A 16,475-nucleotide genomic window follows, 5' to 3' on the forward strand; every position below is an offset into this window, starting at 1 on the left:
AGTCTGGCGCCTGCCGGAGCCTGGGATTCGATGAAGCGGCTCGTGTTCGACCTGGACGGAACCATCGCGCTGGACGACCCGGCGCGGGGCTACCCCGAGCGCGAGCCGAATCAGGACGTGATCGAGAAGATCAGAGAATACAAGGCCCTGGGCTTTGAAATTATCATCGCGTCTGCGCGCAACATGCGCACCTACGGCGGGCGAATCGGCCTGATCAACGCCAACACCCTGCCGGTGATCATCGACTGGCTGGCGCGCCACGAGGTGCCCTACGACGAACTCCATGTCGGCAAGCCCTGGTGCGGAACCGAGGGCTTCTACGTGGACGACCGGGCGGTGCGGCCGAGCGAGTTCGTCTCCCTGAGCTTCGAGGAGATCACCGCCCTGATCGGCGCCGAGGCCCGGGACGCGGAGCGCTAGGCCGATGGAGCCGGTGCGCCTGATCATGTCCGGGGCGGTGGTGGGCCAGGAACTGGCGGCCGAGTTCGGCCCGCTGCCGCCGTCCCTGCTGCCGGTGGGAACCCAGCGGCTCTACGAGCTGCAACTCGCGGCCCTCGGCGGGACGCGCCAGCACCTGGTGCTGCCGGAGACCTTCGAGCTGTCGGCCTTCGACCGCGAGCGGCTGGTCGAGCTGAACGTGGAGATCGCGCCGATCCCGGAGGGCCTGCGGCTGGGCGAGGCGGTGGTCTATGCGCTGAACTCGATCGGCGCGGGGGATACGCCCGTGCACATCCTGCACGGGGACACCCTGATCGCCGAGCCGCCGCTTTCCGAGGCCGACGTGATCGTCGGCGGGCGGCGCTCCAACGAATACGCCTGGGCCGAGATCGACACCGACGGCGAGGGGCGCATCACCGCCCTGGTGGACACGCGCGCAGGCGAGGAGGGGCGGGAGCACCAGCCGGTGGCGGCGGGCTATTTCGCGTTCGGCTCGGCGGTGGACCTGTTGCGGTCGATGACGCGGATGCGCGGCGACTTCGTGGCCGGGGTGAACCACTACCTGGCCGGCCATTCGGTGAAGCTGGCCCGCGGCGGGCGCTGGCTGGACTTCGGCCACCTGCAGACCTTCTTCCAGTCGCGGTTGGCGGTGACCACCGCCAGGGCCTTCAACACCGTGCGGATCGACGGGCTGACGGCGCGCAAGTCGAGCCAGGACGAGGCCAAGATCTGGGCCGAGGCGCACTGGCTGCAGGAGGCGCCGCCGGCCGTGCAGGTCTATTGCGGCCGGCTGCTGGGCTTCGGCGCGGAGGACGGCAAGAGCTTCTACGAGACCGAATACGAGTACCTGCCGGTGCTGTCCGAGCTGTTCGTCTACGGCGCGCTCGGCCGCCAGCCGTGGCTGCGCATCCTGGCGAGCTGCGAAGACTTCCTCAGAACCTGCGCGGGGATCACCGGAAGCGGCTCGGGCGATGCGGCGCTGAAGGCCCTGGCGGCGGACAAGACCCTGGCGCGGCTGGAGCGGTTCGCCCGGGAGACCGGCTTTCCCATCGACGCGCCCTTGAGCTTCGAGGGCCGGGCCTGCCCCTCGCTGGTCTCGATCGCCGAGCGGCTGGTCGCCGCCTACGACCTCCAGAGCGGGGCGCCGGAGAGCGTGTTCCACGGCGACCTCTGCTTTTCCAACATCCTCTACGACAGCCGCGTGCGGCGGATCAAAGCCATCGATCCGCGCGGGCTGGTGGGCGAGCGGCCGACCATCTACGGCGACCTGCGCTACGACCTGGCCAAGCTCGCCCACTCCGTCGTCGGCCGCTACGACCAGATCATCGCCGGACGCTGCCGGGCCGAGCGGCATGGCGAGGACTTCTCGCTGGCCTTCGAGCCGATCGCCTGCCAGCCGTGGCTGGAGGCGGCGCTGGGGGACCTGTCGGTGCGCGGCGTCGGCGGGCTGTCGCCGGCCGTGCGGGCGGTGACGGTGAGCCTTTTCCTCTCCATGATCCCGCTGCACGCGGACAAGCCCGAGCGGCAAAAAGCGTTCGTCGCGAACGCCTTGAAGTTGTTTCTTCAGATGGAACGTCAATGATCGTCATCCCGATGGCCGGGCGCTCGCAGCGCTTCTTCGACGCCGGCTACGATCGGGCCAAGTTCATGCTGGAACTGGACGGCGAGAGCGTGTTCGCCCACGCTGTGGGCGGCTTCGCGGCGCAGTTCTCGACCCATCCGTTCCTGTTCATCACCGCCAACGACGCGTCGGCCGAGGCGTTCGTGCGGGCCGAGTGCGCGCGGATGGGCGTGGGCGATTTCGAGGTGGTGCGGCTGGCCGCGCCGACCGCGGGGCAGGCCGAGACGGTGGAGGCCGGGCTGAAGGCGGCGGGCGTTTGCGGCGATCCGGCGCTGACCATCTTCAACATCGACACCTTCAGGCCGGGCTTTGAATTCCCCGGCGCCTGGTTCGACGGCCTGGACGGCTGGCTGGAGGTGTTCCGCGGCGCGGGGGCGAACTGGAGCTATGTGCGCCCGGCGCCCGGCGAGGCGCCCCTGGCGCTGGAGACGGCGGAGAAGAAGCCGATCTCGGACCTGTGCTGCACCGGCCTCTACCACTTCGCCCGCGCCTCGGACTTCGCCTGGGCGCTGGAGCGGGAACGGGCCGCGCCGCAGGCGAAGGAGCTCTATGTGGCGCCGATCTACAACCACCTGATCGGCCGGGGCGCGCGGATCGGCTACAGCCTGATCGGCCGCGAGGAGGTGATCTTCTGCGGCACGCCGGCCGAATACGAAGGGCTTATTGGACGGACCTGATGGTCTCGACGATGGTCGCGGCGCGGGCGCGCCAGGTGTGCTCGGAAAGCGCCTTGGCCGCCCCGGCGCGGGCCCGGTCGGCGAGGGCCGCCTCGTCGGCCAGGAGGGCCTCGATCCGGCCGGGCAGGGCGGAAAGGTCGGTCCAGGAATAGGTGGCGAGCTCTTCGGGGGTGAAGGCCTCGGCGTACCAGGGGTTGGCGTCGCTGATCACCGCCGCGCCGCCGCACATGGCGGTGAGCACCCGCTCGTGGCCGCCGTCGACGAAGCCGTTGTTGATGTTGAGCACCAGGCGGGCGCGGCGCAGCAGGCCCAGCGTCTGCTCGAAGCTGCCTTCGCCGCCCCAGGTGAAGCTCGGGAAGCGCTCGACGAGCGGGGCCCAGCCGATTCCGTAGACGCTCAGGGGAACGGCGCCGGCGCCCAGGGTCTCGATGACGGCGTTCCTGTGGAAGGCCTCGGCGTAGAGCTGCGGCTGGTGCAGGACCGGGGCGAACTTGCCGAGGAGATCGGGCGTCAGCTCGGCCTTCAGCACGCTCTTGAGGGCCGCGCGCAGGGCCTTCAGGATCGGCAGGCGCGCATCGGCGGCCATGCGCCGGGCGGTCTCCTCCATGATCGACTTGACCGGGCCGTCCGGCTGGCCGCGCCAGGGCGTCGCCGGCGCGCCGCGATAGGTGCCGGTGAAGAGCAGGCCGATGTCGCGGCCGGCGAAGGCGGCGTCGGTGGTGTCGGCCGGCTCCGGCAGTTCGTTGGCGCCGGGGGGCAGGTGGACGGCGGCGGCCAGGCCGGCCCCGCCCGGCCAGGCGCGCACGAACTCGACATGACTGCGGTCGAGGAAGAAGGCGACGTGCTTGCCGATCGGCGTGGCGAGCCGGCCGATGTGATGGACGGGATTGTCCACGTGCATGGTGGCGTAGACGCAGCCGAGGACGTCGTAGAGCGAGGCGCCGTTGGCCTTGATCTCCGCGCCGACGCCGCCGAAAGCGAAAAAGGCGTCCGGGCGGGGATTGAAGCTGGCCTTCAGGGCGGCGTCGGCGTCAGGCGCGGTGAGGTCGACGATCACCGCGTCGTGGCCGAGCTCGGTCAGGGCGGCGGCGAGCTGGTCGGCGTGCAGGCGAAGCGAGCCGTATTGCGACTGGCCCTTGAACAGAATGATGCGCACCGGCGGCCTCCTGGAACGAGGCCGGAAGGGTGGGCCGATTCGTCCCGCCAGCCGGCGCGGCGGGGCTGAAGAGGGGTGTTGAGTCAAAGTCCCCCTCAGTCCCTTTGGGACAGCTCCCCCAGAGGGGGAGCATCTTTGAGGCTCGGGCGGCGAGCGGGGAGAAGATCCTCCCCTCTTGGGGGAGGTGGATCGGCGCGTGAGCGCCGAGACGGAGGGGGACTTTGAAGGTTCCGGCATTGGCGGCCGCGGGGGGCGTGGAGTCGTAGGTCCCCCTCAGTCGGCTACGCCGAAAGCTCCCCCAGAGGGGGAGCATCTTCTTGGGGCTCGGGCGGCGAGCGCCTTCAGGGGCGCGGCGGGGGCGGGCGGATCAGGGCGTCGCGTTCGGCGGGGGTGAGGGCGCGCCACTTGCCTTGGGGCAGGTCGCCGAGCTTGAGGGGGCCGACGCGGATGCGCAGCAGGTCGACCACCTTCAGGCCGACGAGATCGCACATGCGACGGATCTGGCGGTTGCGGCCCTCCTTCAAGACGAAGCGCAGCCGCCCGTCGCCGGTGCGCGTGACCTTGGCGGGCTTCAGGCGGCGCCCGTCCAGGCTGAGGCCGTGGCGCAGGCGCGAAAGCCGGCCTTCGTCGACCTCGCCGGCGACGCGCACGAGGTATTCCTTCTCCAGGTCCGACTGCGGGCCGATCACGGCCTTGGCGACGACGCCGTAGTCGGAGAGCAGCAGCAGGCCCCGGCTGTCCATGTCGAGCCGGCCGACGGGGGCCAGGCGCGTGGAGGCGTCCGGGATCACCGGGCTTTCGCCGACGAGGGCGGAGCGGGTGAGCAGGCGCACGGCGGGCGTCTGGCCGGGCTCGGGCTGGCCCGAGACGATGCTGACCGGCTTGTGCAGCATGACGGTGAAGCCGCCGGCGACCTTGTCCTCGGCGCGGCCCTCGAGGGTGAGCGTCTGGCCCCGTTCGATCTTGCGGCCCGGATCGGAGACGGTCTCGCCGTCGATAGAGACGAGGCCCTCGGCGATCAGGGCCTCGGCCTCGCGGCGCGAACAGACGCCGGACTGCGCCAGCCACTTGTTGACGCGCTGGGGTTCGGGCTCGTCGTAGCGGCGGGTCCAGGCCATGGGCCGGGTTTAGCAGGTCGGCGGGCTGGCGCCAGCGCGGCGCGCTAGCGACAGGTCGCGACCGGGCGCGGCGCGCTCTCGAAGCGATAGAGCCACACCGGCGGGCCCCAACCGAAGCCGTGCGGGAAGTGGGTCAAGAGCTCGCCGCCGGAAAGCCGGGTCTCGGAGATCACGTACTGCGCCCCGTCGCGGGCCACGTGCTCCAGGGGCGCGCCCACCCGTTCGTGCGGATAGTCCCAGCGCACGAAGGTGTTCAGGCAATCCTTCTCCAGATTGATGGTCGGCTTGCCCGTCTCGAGCGTGAGCAGCGTGCCGGCCCTGCCGGGGAAGGCGGCCCAGGTCGCCTGGTCGAGGCGGTGCGCGCGCAGCCAGGCGCCCAGCGCCCTGCTGTAGGTGAAGGGCAGGGTCTGGGCCGCGACGAGCTGGATGACGCCGCAGGCGGCGACCAGGGAGAGCCAGATCCAGGCGGCGGGGTTCAGCCGCCGGCCGCGCTCGAGCCCGATCCAGAGCGCGCAGACGAAGAAGAGGTAGAGCACGCCGGCATGGCGGTTGGAGAGCTGATAGACCGCCATGGCCATCACAAGCAGGGCCAGGAACAGGGCGAAAAAGCCCAGGCGCAGCCTGCGGTCGCGCACCGCCAGGACGAAGAGGACCGGGACCATCAGGCCGACGCCGACCCCGTAGAAGCCAGGGGCCAGGTGCTGCCAGCGATAGGGATCGGACGGCAGGCCGGGGAGCAGGACGCCGGAGAGCTGGCTTAGACCGACCAGAACCCGGATCGGGATGGCGCCTCTCGGCGCGCCGCTGGTGGGATAGAGATCGGCGGCCTGGGGAAAGACCGTGAGGACGGCGAGGGCGAGGCCCAGCGCCAGGATCGCCGGCCCGCGCCACTGTGGACGTTCCAGGAGGTAGACGCCGCCAAGGACGCCCGCGGCCAGCGCCACGTGGGCGGCGGTGTTGGCTGCGAGCGCCAGGCAGACCCAGCCCCACAGCGACCGGCGCAGGGGGACCGAAGCGAGGAGCAGCAGGGCGCCGAGGCCGTAGCTGCGTGAGATGACCGCGTATTCGAAGCCGAAGTAGTAGCCCGCCGACAGCAGCAGCTTGGCCGCCAGCGGAAACGGCGAGCGGAACCAGATCAGCGCCAGAAGGCCGAGGCTGATCGGCGCCTGGGCAAGCGGCAGGCTGTGCGGCGAGCCGCCGAGCAGCCGGTCGATCGAACCCAGCCAAAGATACCAGAGGGCCGGGTGGCCTTCATACTTGAGGTTGTGCAGGAGGTCGCGCCAGGGCGCGCGGGCGATCAACAGGGCGTGCGCTTCGTCGAACCACGGCGCGTGGCGGTGGATCAGCCATAGCGCCAGGACGGCGAACGCAGAAAAGCCCGCGACGTCACGGCGTGAGATCGGCTGGCGGGGGGGCGACGAGACGGCTGAACTCACGCGCCTTTCTGAGCATGGGCGGCGGATTCGAACAACTTCAGATAGGACGGTCGCGGGCCTGGCGCGGCCGGGCGCGGGCCGTCATGACGAATGCGGGCGCTCGGGCGCTCGGGCGCTGTCGCCCGGCGAGGGCTTGCTGTAGGGCTTGCCCTGGGGAGGACGCCGCCAGATGGCTCGATACGACCGCCGCGGATTGCCGCTTTCGACCAGCTCCGACGCGGCGGCGGCGCGCTACGCGGAGGGCGTCGACCTGCTGTTCAGCGCTTGGCCGGACGCGGGATCGGCGCTGGACGCGGCGATCGCGGCCGACCCGGACTTCGCCCTGGCCCACGCCGCGCGGGCCCGCGCGCACGCCAGCCGCAACGCGCCGGCCGAGGCGAGGGCGAGCATCGCCAAGGCGGCCGAGCTTGTCGCGAAGACCGGGGACGAGCGCGAACGCAGCCATGTGGAGACCCTGTCGCTGGCGCTGAGCGGCCAGTCGGCCAAGGCGCTGGAGCACGCCCTGGCGCACGCCGACCGCTGGCCGCTGGACGCGCAGATCCTGTCGCTGCCGATGGGCGCGTTCGGCCTCTTCGCCTTTTCCGGAATGGCGGACCACGACCAGGCGCGGGTGGACCTGTGCGCGCGGCACGCCGGCCATTACGGCGCCGACGACTGGTGGTTCCTGTTCACCCAGGGCTGGTCCAGGGCCGAGAACGGCGAGGCGGCCGCCGGGCGCGCGCAACTGGAGCGGGCCTTCGAGCTGCGCCCGGCCAACGCCAACACGGTCCATGGGCTGGCTCACGCCATGGTCGAGGGCGGCGACTTCGCCGGCGCCGGGACGCTGATCTCCGGCTGGCTGCCGGGCTACGACCGCAGCGGCGTGCTGCACGGGCACCTGGCCTGGCACGCGGCGCTGGTCGCCCTGGAGCGCGGCGACGCGGACGAGGCGCTCTCGATTTACGCCGCGCAGGTGAGGCCCTCGGTCTCGGCTGGACTGCCGATCAACGTGGTCACCGACTCCGCGTCGCTGCTGTGGCGCCTGCGGCTCTACGGCCACGAGGCGCCGGCCGAGCTCTGGGCGCCGGTGGCGACCTTCGCCAAGGCGTCCTTCCCCAGGCCCGGCCACGCCTTCGTCGACGCGCACATGGCGCTGATCGAGGCGGCGAGCGGCGAACGAACCGCGCTGGAGCGGCGCATCGCGGCGCTGAGCGGACTGGTCGAGGCCGGCGGCCTGGGCGCGGGGGCGGTGGTCCCGGCGATCTGCCGCGCGGCGCTGGCCTTCGCCGAGGAAGACTACGCCGGCTGCGCGGCGATCCTGGAGCCGGTCGCGGCCGAGGTCGCGCGCATCGGCGGCAGCGGCGCCCAGCGCGAGATCATGGAAGACACCCTGATCGCCGCCTGGCTGCGGGCGGGCGAACTCGGCAAGGCGCGGGCGCGGCTCGAGGCGCGGCTGGAGCGGCGCCCGTCCAGCCGCGACCGGCGCTGGCTGGCGCAGGCCGCCTAGGGCGCAAGCGGCCAGGTGCGCGGGAGAGGCGGGGTGGATCGGTACGACGTGGTGGTGATCGGCGCGGGCGCGGCGGGCATGATGTGCGCCGCCGAGGCGGCCGGGCGCGGCCGCAGGGTGCTGGTGGTCGACCACGCCAAGAAGGCCGGGGAGAAGATCCGCATCTCCGGCGGCGGGCGCTGTAACTTCACCAACGTCAACGCCGGCCTGCGCTCCGGGCCGGCGACGTTCCTGTCGCAGAACCCGCGCTTCTGCATCTCCGCGCTCAGCCGCTATGGGCCCAAGGACTTCATCGGCCTCGTCGAGGCGCACGGGATCGCCTGGCATGAGAAGACGCTGGGCCAGCTCTTCTGCGACGACAGCGCGACGCAGATCGTCGACATGCTGCTGGGCCTGCTGCGCGCGCGGGGGGCGGAGCTGCGGCTGGGCGTGGAGGCCGCCGGGATCGAGAAGACGGCGGAGGGCTTCGAGCTTTCCATCGGCGGGCGGGCGACGGCCTGCGCTTCGCTGGTGATCGCCACCGGCGGCAAGTCGATCCCGAAGATGGGAGCGAGCGGCTTCGGCTATCAGGTCGCCGAGCAGTTCGGCCTGACGGTGACCGAGACGCGGCCGGCGCTGGTTCCGCTGACCTTCGAAACCGGCCTCTTGGAACGGCTGAAGCCGCTGGCGGGGGTGGCGGTGGACGTGACGGTGAGCTGCGGCAAGACGCGGTTTTCCGAGGCCATGCTGTTCACCCACCGGGGGATCAGCGGGCCGGCGATCCTGCAGATCTCGTCCTACTGGCGCGAGGGCGAGGCGATCGTCGTCGACATGGCGCCGGGAGTGGACGTGTTCGAGGCGCTGAAGGCGGCCAAGCGGGCGCACGGCCGCCAGGGCGTGGCCGCGGCGCTGGCCGAGCATCTGCCCCGGCGGCTGGCGCAGCTCATCGCCGAGGAGGCCGGCGCGGCCGGCAACCTGGCCGACACGCCGGACAGGACGCTGCGGGCGATCGGCGAGGCGGTGAACGCCTGGCGCGTCAAGCCGGTGGGCTCGGAGGGCTACCGCACCGCCGAGGTGACCCTGGGCGGGGTGGACACGGCGGGGCTGGATTCGCGGACCATGGAGGCCAAGGCCGCGCCCGGCCTCTACTTCGTCGGCGAGGTGGTGGACGTGACCGGCTGGCTCGGCGGCTACAATTTCCAGTGGGCCTGGGCCAGCGGCTGGTGCGCGGGGCAGGCGGTCTAGGCGCCCGCGAGTCCCGTCCCGGTCAGGGGCGGGGTATGACAGGCGAACGCGGCTGGAGGGGACGATGATGGACAGGCGGCGCGCCATGCAGGCGCTGGGACTGGCGGCCGCGGGGGCGGCGCTGCCGGCGGCGATCGGCGGCGCGGCGCTGGGCGCGACCCGGACGGCCGCGCCGGTGCGCAAGGCCCCGCGGCTGCGCGAGGGCGACACGGTGGGGCTGGTGGCGCCGGCCACCTACTCGGACGATCCGTTCAAGCTGGAGCTGGTCGAGGAGGCGATCGCGGCCATGGGGCTGAAGCCCAAGCGCGGCGCCCACGTGCTGGACCGCTACGGCTATCTGGCGGGAACCGACGAGGACCGGGCCGCCGACATCAACGCCATGTACGCCGATCCGGAGGTGAAGGCGGTGTTCGCCGTGCGCGGCGGCTGGGGCTGCGCGCGGGTGCTGCCCCACCTGGACTGGGACGTGATCTCGGCCCACCCGAAGCTCCTGGTCGGCTACAGCGACATCACCGCCCTGCACATGGCCTTCGCCGCCAGGGCCGGCTTTGCGACGATCCACGGGCCGATCGGCGCGAGCGCCTGGACCAAGATGTCGTGGGAGAGCTTCCGGGCGGTGGCCTTCGAGGGGGCGACGCCCACCTGGCGCAATCCGCCGGGCGACGAGGACCGGCTGGTGCAGAAGGAGGGGCGCACGACCGCCTTCAGGCGCGGGGTGGCGCGCGGCCGCCTGCTGGGCGGCAACCTGACGGTGCTGACCGCGCTGGTCGGCACGCCCTATCTGCCGGACTTCAAGGGCGCGATCCTGTTCATCGAGGACGTGGACGAGGCCGAGTACCGCATCGACCGGATGCTGACCCAGCTCGGGCTCGCCGGAATCCTGGGCCAGCTCTCCGGCGTGGTGTTCGGCCAGTGCACCGACTGCACCGCCAAGGACGGCTCCTCGGCGGGCGGCTTCACCCTGTCGCAGGTGCTGGACCAGCACCTGACGCCGCTGGGCGTGCCGGCGTTCCAGGGCCTGGAGTTCGGCCACGTGGACGACCAGTTCAGCCTGCCCGAAGGCGTCATGGCCGAGATCGACGCGACGGCGGGCACGGTGAAGCTGCTGGAGCCGGCGGTGGCCTGAGGGCGCGGCGTCGTGCGAGACCCGCCCGCCGGCGCCGAGGCGGACGGCAAATGGCCGAATTGGCAGCCGGCCCGGACCCTTTCGACTTGTCTCGCGGGGCCGTGCAGCCGACGCAGGACATCCAATCCCCAAGGGAGGCGAATATGCGCCTGGACCGCCGCCTGCTGCTTACCCTGGCCGCCGCGCTGCCGGCGGCCGCCGAAGCCCAACAGCCGCATTTCCCGCCGCCCGTTCCCGATATCCCGACGAGCCACGTCGAGGCGACCGCCCTGGCCGCCCGCAACGCCGCGACGATCCGCCGGCACCACGCCCTCCTCAACGAGGGCAAGATCGCCGAAGCGGTGCAGACGTTTGCGCCGGACACGCTCAATCATGGCGTGGCGGTGGGCCGGGCCGGCGTGCTGCGGGTGCTCACCGATATCTTCACGACCTTCCCCGACTGGAGGACGGACGAATTCGACCTGATGGCCGCCGGCGACGAGGTGGTGGTGCGCCACTTGAACACGGGCACCCACAAGGGCGTCGGAAAGATTCCGGTGAATGGGGGGCTGCTGGTCGGCGTTCCGCCCACGGGCAAGAGCTTCAAGGTCCAGTCGATCCACTGGTACACGCTGAAGGACGACCTGATCGTCGAACACCGGGCCAGCCGCGACGACATCGGCATGATGCAGCAATTGGGCCTGCTGCCGATGAGCACCCGGTACGATCTTCCGAAGGTCTAGGCGCGCCTGGCGCGGCGGCTAGTCCACCCGCCGGGCCGCGAGGATCTTCACGGGGGCCTTCAGCATCTCGCCCTTCATCGCGCCGGTCCCGCCGGTGGGCGACTGGGGCAGGGCGAGGATCTTCTTCACCACGTCCATGCCCTCGACCACCTGGCCGAAGGCGGCGAAGCCCTGGTTGTCGCCGGGGGCCTTGGGATCGGCGTCGAACTCGGGCGCGTCGCCGACCATGATGAAGAAGTCGGAGGTGGCCGTGCCCGGCGCGAAGCGGCCCATGGAGATGGTTCCGTCCTTGTGGGAAAGGCCGGTCTTGCTGGTGGGCTCATGGGCGATGGGCTTCATCACCTTCTTCGGATCGCCGTTCAGCCCGCCCTGGATCAGGCCGTACTGCGGCGCGCCCGGCGCGCGGGAGACCCGGTAGAAGCTGGCGCCGTCGTAGCGCTTCGTATCGACGTAGCGCAGGAAGTTGGCGGTGGTGATCGGAGCCTGGGCGGTGGCCAGCGCGATGACGATGTCGCCCTCGGCGGTGGAGAGCTTGACGCGCACCGGCGGCGGGGCGGCCGGCTTTTCGTCACTCGTCTGGGCGAAGGCCGGGGCGGCGGCCAGCGCGAGACCGGCGGCGAGGAGATGGCGGCGCTTCATCAGAGGACTCTCCCGGCGACGGCGGCGAGCTTGCGCACCAGCTCCGGGTCGCGGTGCTCGGGGGCGGTGACGATGGCCGCGTCCAGGCAGGTGTCGATGGGCGAGGGCGCGCGCGGGCCGGTCATGGCGGCGGCCAGGCGGCGGACGAGGTCCTTGGCCTTGGCGGCGTTGTCGTTCAGGCAGGCGACGATGTCGGCGACCTCGACGTGGGCGATGTCGTCGCGCCAGCAGTCGTAGTCGGTGACCATGGCCACGCTGGCGTAGGGCAGCTCGGCCTCGCGGGCGAGCTTGGCCTCGGGCATGTTGGTCATGCCGATCACGTCGCAGCCCCATAGCCGATAGACCTCGCTCTCGGCCTTGGTGGAGAACTGCGGGCCTTCCATGGCCAGATAGGTTCCGCCCTCGACCACCGGCGCGCCGGCCGCCCGCGCGGCCTCGGCGGCCATGGCGGCCAGCCGTTCGCAGACGGGATGGGCCATGGAGACGTGGGCGACGCAGCCGGTTCCGAAGAAGCTCTTCTCCCGGTCGAAGGTGCGATCGATGTACTGGTCGACGACGACGAAGGTCCCCGGCGCCAACTCCTCGCGAAGGGAGCCCACCGCCGAGAGCGACAGGATGTCGGTGCAGCCGGCGCGCTTCAAGGCGTCGATGTTGGCGCGGGCGTTGATGCGGCTGGGCGGGGTGCGGTGACCGCGGCCGTGGCGGGGCAGGAACGCCAGCTTCACCCCGCCGATGGTCCCGAGCGTCAGGGAATCGGACGGCTCGCCCCAGGGGGTTTCGATCTCCACCGTGCGGCGCTCCTGGAGCCCGTCGATGTCGTAGAGGCCCGATCCGCCGATGATACCCAGCACCCAATCGCCCACGTCGGTCTCCTCAACTGTCCGGTTCCAGGGAACCGTCGCCAAATGGCCCCGCAAAGCATGGCCTTGGACGCCCGGCGGCCATGCGCGTAGGGTGGCTTGCGCACCTAGCGGCAGCCAGATCGCGATGACCGACGCCCGCCCGCCCGCTCTCACAGAGGACGTCTTCCGACGGCTCCTGGAGTCGATGAACAAGGGCGTCGTGCTGGCGGCCGACGACGGCGTGATCCTGTACACGAATCCGGCCCTGGATCGAATGTTCCGTTACGAGCCGGGCGAGCTGATCGGCGAGCCCATACGCCGGCTGAGCGGCATGCCGTCGGAGAGCTCCGGGCGGCCGAGGGGCTGGGTCGGCTTCACCGAGGCCATGAACGAGCAGGGGGGCTGGCGCGGGCAATGGCGCCAGCGGCGCAAGGACGGAACCGAGTTCGTCTCGAGCGTCCAGATCTCGCCGCTCTACCTGGACGGCGTGCGCCACTGGTTCGCGGTGCAGGACGACGTCACCGAGGCGCAACTGGCCGAGGACGCCCTGCGCGCCAGCGAGCAGCGGCTGGAGCTGGCCGCCGCGACCGGCGAGATCGGCATCTGGGACTGGGACCTGCTGACCGGCGAGGTGACGGTGTCGCAGAAGGTGCGCGCGATCTTCGGCCTGGCGCCGGACGCGCCAGTGTCGATCGACGTGCTGCGGGCCGCCCAGCATCCGCAGGACCACGAACGCGTGCTGGCCCAGTCGGCGCGGGCGATCGATCCGGCGATCCGCGAGCGCCAGATCTACGAGTACCGGATCGTGCGCCCCGACGGCGCGACCCGGTGGATCGCCGGCAGCGGCGAGGCGGTGTTCGCGCGCGGCCCCGGCGGCGGAGAACGGGCGGTGCGCTTCGCCGGCACGGTGCAGGACATCACCGAGCGCAAGGCCGTGGAGGAGAACCTGCGCGAGTCCGAGGCCAGGCTGCGGCTGGCGGTCGACGTCGCGCAGATCGGCGTGTGGAGCATCGACCCCGCCACGCGGACGCTTCGCACCACGCCGGAACTGAACCGGATCCTGGGCTTCGCCGACGAGGCCAAGCCGACGCTGGAAGAGGTGCGCGCGCGCTACCTGCCCGGGGAGCTGGACAAGGTGAGGGCGGCGGCGCAGGACGCGGTGGATCGCGGGGAGCGCCATTTCGAGGCCGAGTTCCGCGCCCTGGGACCCGGCGAGGCCGTGCGCTGGCTGGTGATGCGCGCGGACGTGACGCCGACGCCGAAGGGCCGGGCGCGCGCGAGCATCGGCGTGCTGTTCGACGTCACCGAGCGCAAGGAGGCCGAGGAGCGCGTGGCGCTGCTGGCCCGCGAGGTGAATCACCGGGCCAACAACCTGCTGACCGTCATCCAGGCGACGATCGCCCTGACCCAGGCGCCCGACGTGGAGACCATGAAGGCCGTGCTGTCGGGCCGGGTCGCGGCCCTGGCGCACGCCCACCAGCTCCTGGCCGACGCGCGGTGGGAGGGGGCGGACCTGCGGCGGCTGGCGGAGGAGGAACTGGGCCCCTATCGCCTGGGCGACGCCTCGCGCGCCACGATCGACGGCGGTTCGGTGGAGCTGCATCCGCACGCGGCGCAATCCCTGGCGATCGCCCTGCATGAGCTGGCGACCAACGCGGCCAAGCACGGCGCCCTGTCGGTGGAAGGCGGCGCGGTGGCCGTGCGGTGGAGCGGCGGCGCGAGCGAACGGCTGGTGATCCGCTGGTCGGAACACAACGGCCCGCCGGTGTCGCCGCCGACGCGCGAGGGGTTGGGGTTGCAGGTGGTCGAGCGCGCGCTCGGCGGCTCGATCGGCGGCGAGGTGCGCTTCGACTGGCGCGCCGAGGGGCTGGTCTGCGAGATGACGGTGCCGCCGCCGGCCAGCCGGCCGAGCGCGTGAGGATCCGGCGTCCACGGCCTTGTTTCGTCATGCGGACCTGACATGGTGCGCCGACTCGTCCGCCAGCCACAGGTGATCCATGAAGACCCGCGCCGCCGTAGCCTTTGAAGCCAAGAAGCCGCTCGAAATCGTCGAGGTGGACCTGGAGGGCCCCAAGGCGTTCGAGGTGCTGGTGGAGATCAAGGCGACGGGGATCTGCCACACCGACGCCTACACCCTGGAAGGCTTCGATTCCGAGGGGATCTTCCCCTCGATCCTGGGCCACGAGGGCGCGGGCGTGGTGGTGGAGGTCGGCCCTGGGGTGACCAGCGTCAAGCCCGGCGACCACGTGATCCCGCTCTACACGCCCGAGTGCCGCCAGTGCAAAAGCTGCCTGTCGCGCAAGACCAACCTGTGCACGGCGATCCGCGCCACCCAGGGCAAGGGCCTGATGCCCGACGGGACCAGCCGGTTCTCCTACAAGGGCCAGACCATCTTCCACTACATGGGCTGCTCGACCTTCTCGAACTACACGGTGCTGCCCGAGATCGCCGTGGCCAAGATCCGCGAGGACGCGCCGTTCGACAGCTCCTGCTACATCGGCTGCGGCGTGACCACGGGGGTGGGCGCGGTGGTGAACACCGCCAAGGTGGAGCCGGGCGCCAACGTGATCGTGTTCGGCCTGGGCGGCATCGGCCTGAACGTGATCCAGGGCGCCAAGCTGGTGGGCGCCAACATGATCGTCGGCGTCGACATCAATCCGGACCGCGAGGAATGGGGCCGCAAGTTCGGCATGACCCACTTCGTGAACCCCAAGGAGGTGTCCGGCGACGTCGTCGCCCACCTGGTGGAGCTGACCGGCGGCGGGGCCGACTACACCTTCGACGCGACGGGCAACACCACGGTGATGCGCCAGGCGCTGGAAGCCTGCCACCGGGGCTGGGGCGAGAGCGTGATCATCGGCGTGGCCGAGGCCGGCAAGGAGATCTCCACCCGGCCGTTCCAGCTCGTCACCGGGCGGGTGTGGAAGGGCACGGCCTTCGGCGGGGCGCGCGGGCGCACCGACGTGCCGAAGATCGTCGACTGGTACATGGACGGCAAGATCGCCATCGACCCGATGATCACCCACAAGCTGCCGCTGGAGCGCATCAACGAGGCCTTCGAGCTGATGCACGCGGGCGAGAGCATCCGCTCGGTCGTCGTCTACTGATGGCCGCCGAAATCCTGCAGCAGCACCGCGTGCACGGCGGCACGCTGAGCTATGCGCGCCACGCGAGCGGCGCGACGGGCACGCCGATGCGGTTCTCCTTCTTCCAGCCGGCGGGGGAGGGGCCCTTTCCCGTGCTGATCTGGCTGTCGGGCCTGACCTGCACGGAGGAGAACTTCACCACCAAGGCCGGGGCCTATGCCGCGGCGGCGCGCCATGGCGTGGCGATCGCCGCGCCGGACACCAGCCCGCGGGGCGAGGGCGTGGCGGACGATCCGGCCTACGACCTCGGCCAGGGGGCGGGCTTCTACGTGGACGCGACTGAGGCGCCCTGGGCGGCGCACTTCCGCATGGAAAGCTACGTCACCGCCGACTTCCTGGCGGTGCTCGAGGAGAGCTTTCCGGTCGATCCGGCGCGGCGTTCGGTGTTCGGCCATTCGATGGGCGGGCACGGGGCGCTGACCCTGGCGCTGCGCCACCCGCAGCTCTTCCGGTCGGTCTCGGCCTTCGCGCCGATCTCATCGCCGACGCAGTGCCCGTGGGGCGAGAAGGCGTTCCTAGCCTATCTGGGCGAGGACCGGACGGCCTGGGCCGAACACGACGCGGCGCTGCTGATCGAGGCCGGGGCGGCCAAGGGGCGCTTCGACGACATCCTGGTGGACCAGGGGACCGCCGACAGCTTCCTGGAAGGCCAGCTCAAGCCGGAACTGCTCGAGGCCGCCTGCGCCAAGGCCGGACAGAAGCTGACCCTGCGGATGCAGGCCGGCTACGACCACTCCTATTTCTTCATGACGAGCTTCATCGACGACCACGTCGCCTGGCACGCCGAACGGCTGTCGGCCTGATCGGCGTTGGCGGGGGCGGCGCTCTCGCCTAAGTACGGACG

The 16,475-nt window shown here is 71.4% G+C and carries 15 protein-coding genes; 10 read left to right on the plus strand and 5 right to left on the minus strand.

Going from position 1 to position 16,475, the window contains the following annotated elements:
* Positions 1-30: 30 nt before the first annotated feature.
* The 3 genes from ACE3TA_RS00435 to ACE3TA_RS00445 are packed head-to-tail and all read left to right on the plus strand — an operon-like array spanning position 31 to position 2,736.
* A complete protein-coding gene (locus ACE3TA_RS00435) occupies positions 31-420 on the plus strand; it encodes a capsular biosynthesis protein (RefSeq protein ID WP_374569710.1) in 390 nt (129 codons plus the stop codon).
* Between the two features lie 4 nt (positions 421-424).
* Positions 425-2,020, plus strand: coding sequence for a hypothetical protein (locus ACE3TA_RS00440; RefSeq protein ID WP_374569711.1), 1,596 nt, complete (start codon positions 425-427; stop codon positions 2,018-2,020).
* A complete protein-coding gene (locus ACE3TA_RS00445) occupies positions 2,017-2,736 on the plus strand; it encodes a capsular biosynthesis protein (RefSeq protein ID WP_374569712.1) in 720 nt (239 codons plus the stop codon). The genes ACE3TA_RS00440 and ACE3TA_RS00445 overlap by 4 nt, the downstream gene beginning before the upstream one ends.
* On the opposite strand, the gene ACE3TA_RS00450 is transcribed toward ACE3TA_RS00445, so the two are convergent.
* The 3 genes from ACE3TA_RS00450 to ACE3TA_RS00460 all read right to left on the minus strand — a co-directional run bounded on the left by ACE3TA_RS00450 (position 2,720) and on the right by ACE3TA_RS00460 (position 6,446).
* Positions 2,720-3,892: a glycosyltransferase gene (locus ACE3TA_RS00450; RefSeq protein ID WP_374569713.1), complete on the minus strand. Its 1,173-nt coding sequence runs from the start codon at positions 3,890-3,892 to the stop codon at positions 2,720-2,722. The genes ACE3TA_RS00445 and ACE3TA_RS00450 overlap by 17 nt on opposite strands.
* Before the next feature lie 341 nt (positions 3,893-4,233).
* The gene (locus ACE3TA_RS00455) at positions 4,234-5,010 is read right to left on the minus strand and encodes a pseudouridine synthase (RefSeq protein WP_374569714.1); all 777 of its coding nucleotides are present in this window, start codon (positions 5,008-5,010) and stop codon (positions 4,234-4,236) included.
* A gap of 44 nt (positions 5,011-5,054) precedes the next feature.
* On the minus strand, positions 5,055-6,446 hold the full coding sequence (locus ACE3TA_RS00460) for a hypothetical protein (RefSeq protein ID WP_374569715.1): 1,392 nt from the start codon (positions 6,444-6,446) through the stop codon (positions 5,055-5,057).
* Positions 6,447-6,615: 169 nt separating this feature from the next.
* On the opposite strand from ACE3TA_RS00460, the gene ACE3TA_RS00465 reads away from it, so the two are divergent.
* From ACE3TA_RS00465 to ACE3TA_RS00480, 4 genes are all read left to right on the plus strand, one after another.
* Complete coding sequence (locus ACE3TA_RS00465) at positions 6,616-7,932, plus strand: tetratricopeptide repeat protein (protein WP_374569717.1); 1,317 nt, start codon at positions 6,616-6,618, stop codon at positions 7,930-7,932.
* Between the two features lie 33 nt (positions 7,933-7,965).
* On the plus strand, positions 7,966-9,156 hold the full coding sequence (locus ACE3TA_RS00470; RefSeq protein WP_374569719.1) for an NAD(P)/FAD-dependent oxidoreductase: 1,191 nt from the start codon (positions 7,966-7,968) through the stop codon (positions 9,154-9,156).
* Positions 9,157-9,220: 64 nt separating this feature from the next.
* Complete coding sequence (locus ACE3TA_RS00475; protein ID WP_374569720.1) at positions 9,221-10,282, plus strand: LD-carboxypeptidase; 1,062 nt, start codon at positions 9,221-9,223, stop codon at positions 10,280-10,282.
* Positions 10,283-10,425: 143 nt separating this feature from the next.
* On the plus strand, positions 10,426-11,004 hold the full coding sequence (locus ACE3TA_RS00480; protein ID WP_374569721.1) for an ester cyclase: 579 nt from the start codon (positions 10,426-10,428) through the stop codon (positions 11,002-11,004).
* Between the two features lie 18 nt (positions 11,005-11,022).
* Here ACE3TA_RS00480 and ACE3TA_RS00485 read toward each other — a convergent pair whose 3' ends face one another.
* Entirely contained in the window at positions 11,023-11,643 is a 621-nt protein-coding gene (locus ACE3TA_RS00485; RefSeq protein WP_374569722.1) for a peptidylprolyl isomerase, read from the minus strand.
* The gene (locus tag ACE3TA_RS00490; protein WP_374569723.1) at positions 11,643-12,506 is read right to left on the minus strand and encodes an S-methyl-5'-thioadenosine phosphorylase; all 864 of its coding nucleotides are present in this window, start codon (positions 12,504-12,506) and stop codon (positions 11,643-11,645) included. The genes ACE3TA_RS00485 and ACE3TA_RS00490 overlap by 1 nt, the downstream gene beginning before the upstream one ends.
* A gap of 124 nt (positions 12,507-12,630) precedes the next feature.
* Here ACE3TA_RS00490 and ACE3TA_RS00495 point away from each other — a divergent pair, with 124 nt between their 5' ends.
* From ACE3TA_RS00495 to fghA, 3 genes are all read left to right on the plus strand, one after another.
* Entirely contained in the window at positions 12,631-14,403 is a 1,773-nt protein-coding gene (locus ACE3TA_RS00495; protein ID WP_374569724.1) for a PAS domain S-box protein, read from the plus strand.
* A 79-nt stretch (positions 14,404-14,482) separates the two neighbouring features.
* On the plus strand, positions 14,483-15,592 hold the full coding sequence (locus ACE3TA_RS00500; protein ID WP_374569725.1) for an S-(hydroxymethyl)glutathione dehydrogenase/class III alcohol dehydrogenase: 1,110 nt from the start codon (positions 14,483-14,485) through the stop codon (positions 15,590-15,592).
* Positions 15,592-16,434, plus strand: coding sequence for an S-formylglutathione hydrolase (gene fghA, locus ACE3TA_RS00505; RefSeq protein WP_374569726.1), 843 nt, complete (start codon positions 15,592-15,594; stop codon positions 16,432-16,434). The genes ACE3TA_RS00500 and fghA overlap by 1 nt, the downstream gene beginning before the upstream one ends.
* The last annotated feature ends 41 nt before the right edge of the window (positions 16,435-16,475 follow it).

This window comes from Phenylobacterium sp., assembly GCF_041916435.1.
Lineage (GTDB): Bacteria > Pseudomonadota > Alphaproteobacteria > Caulobacterales > Caulobacteraceae > Phenylobacterium.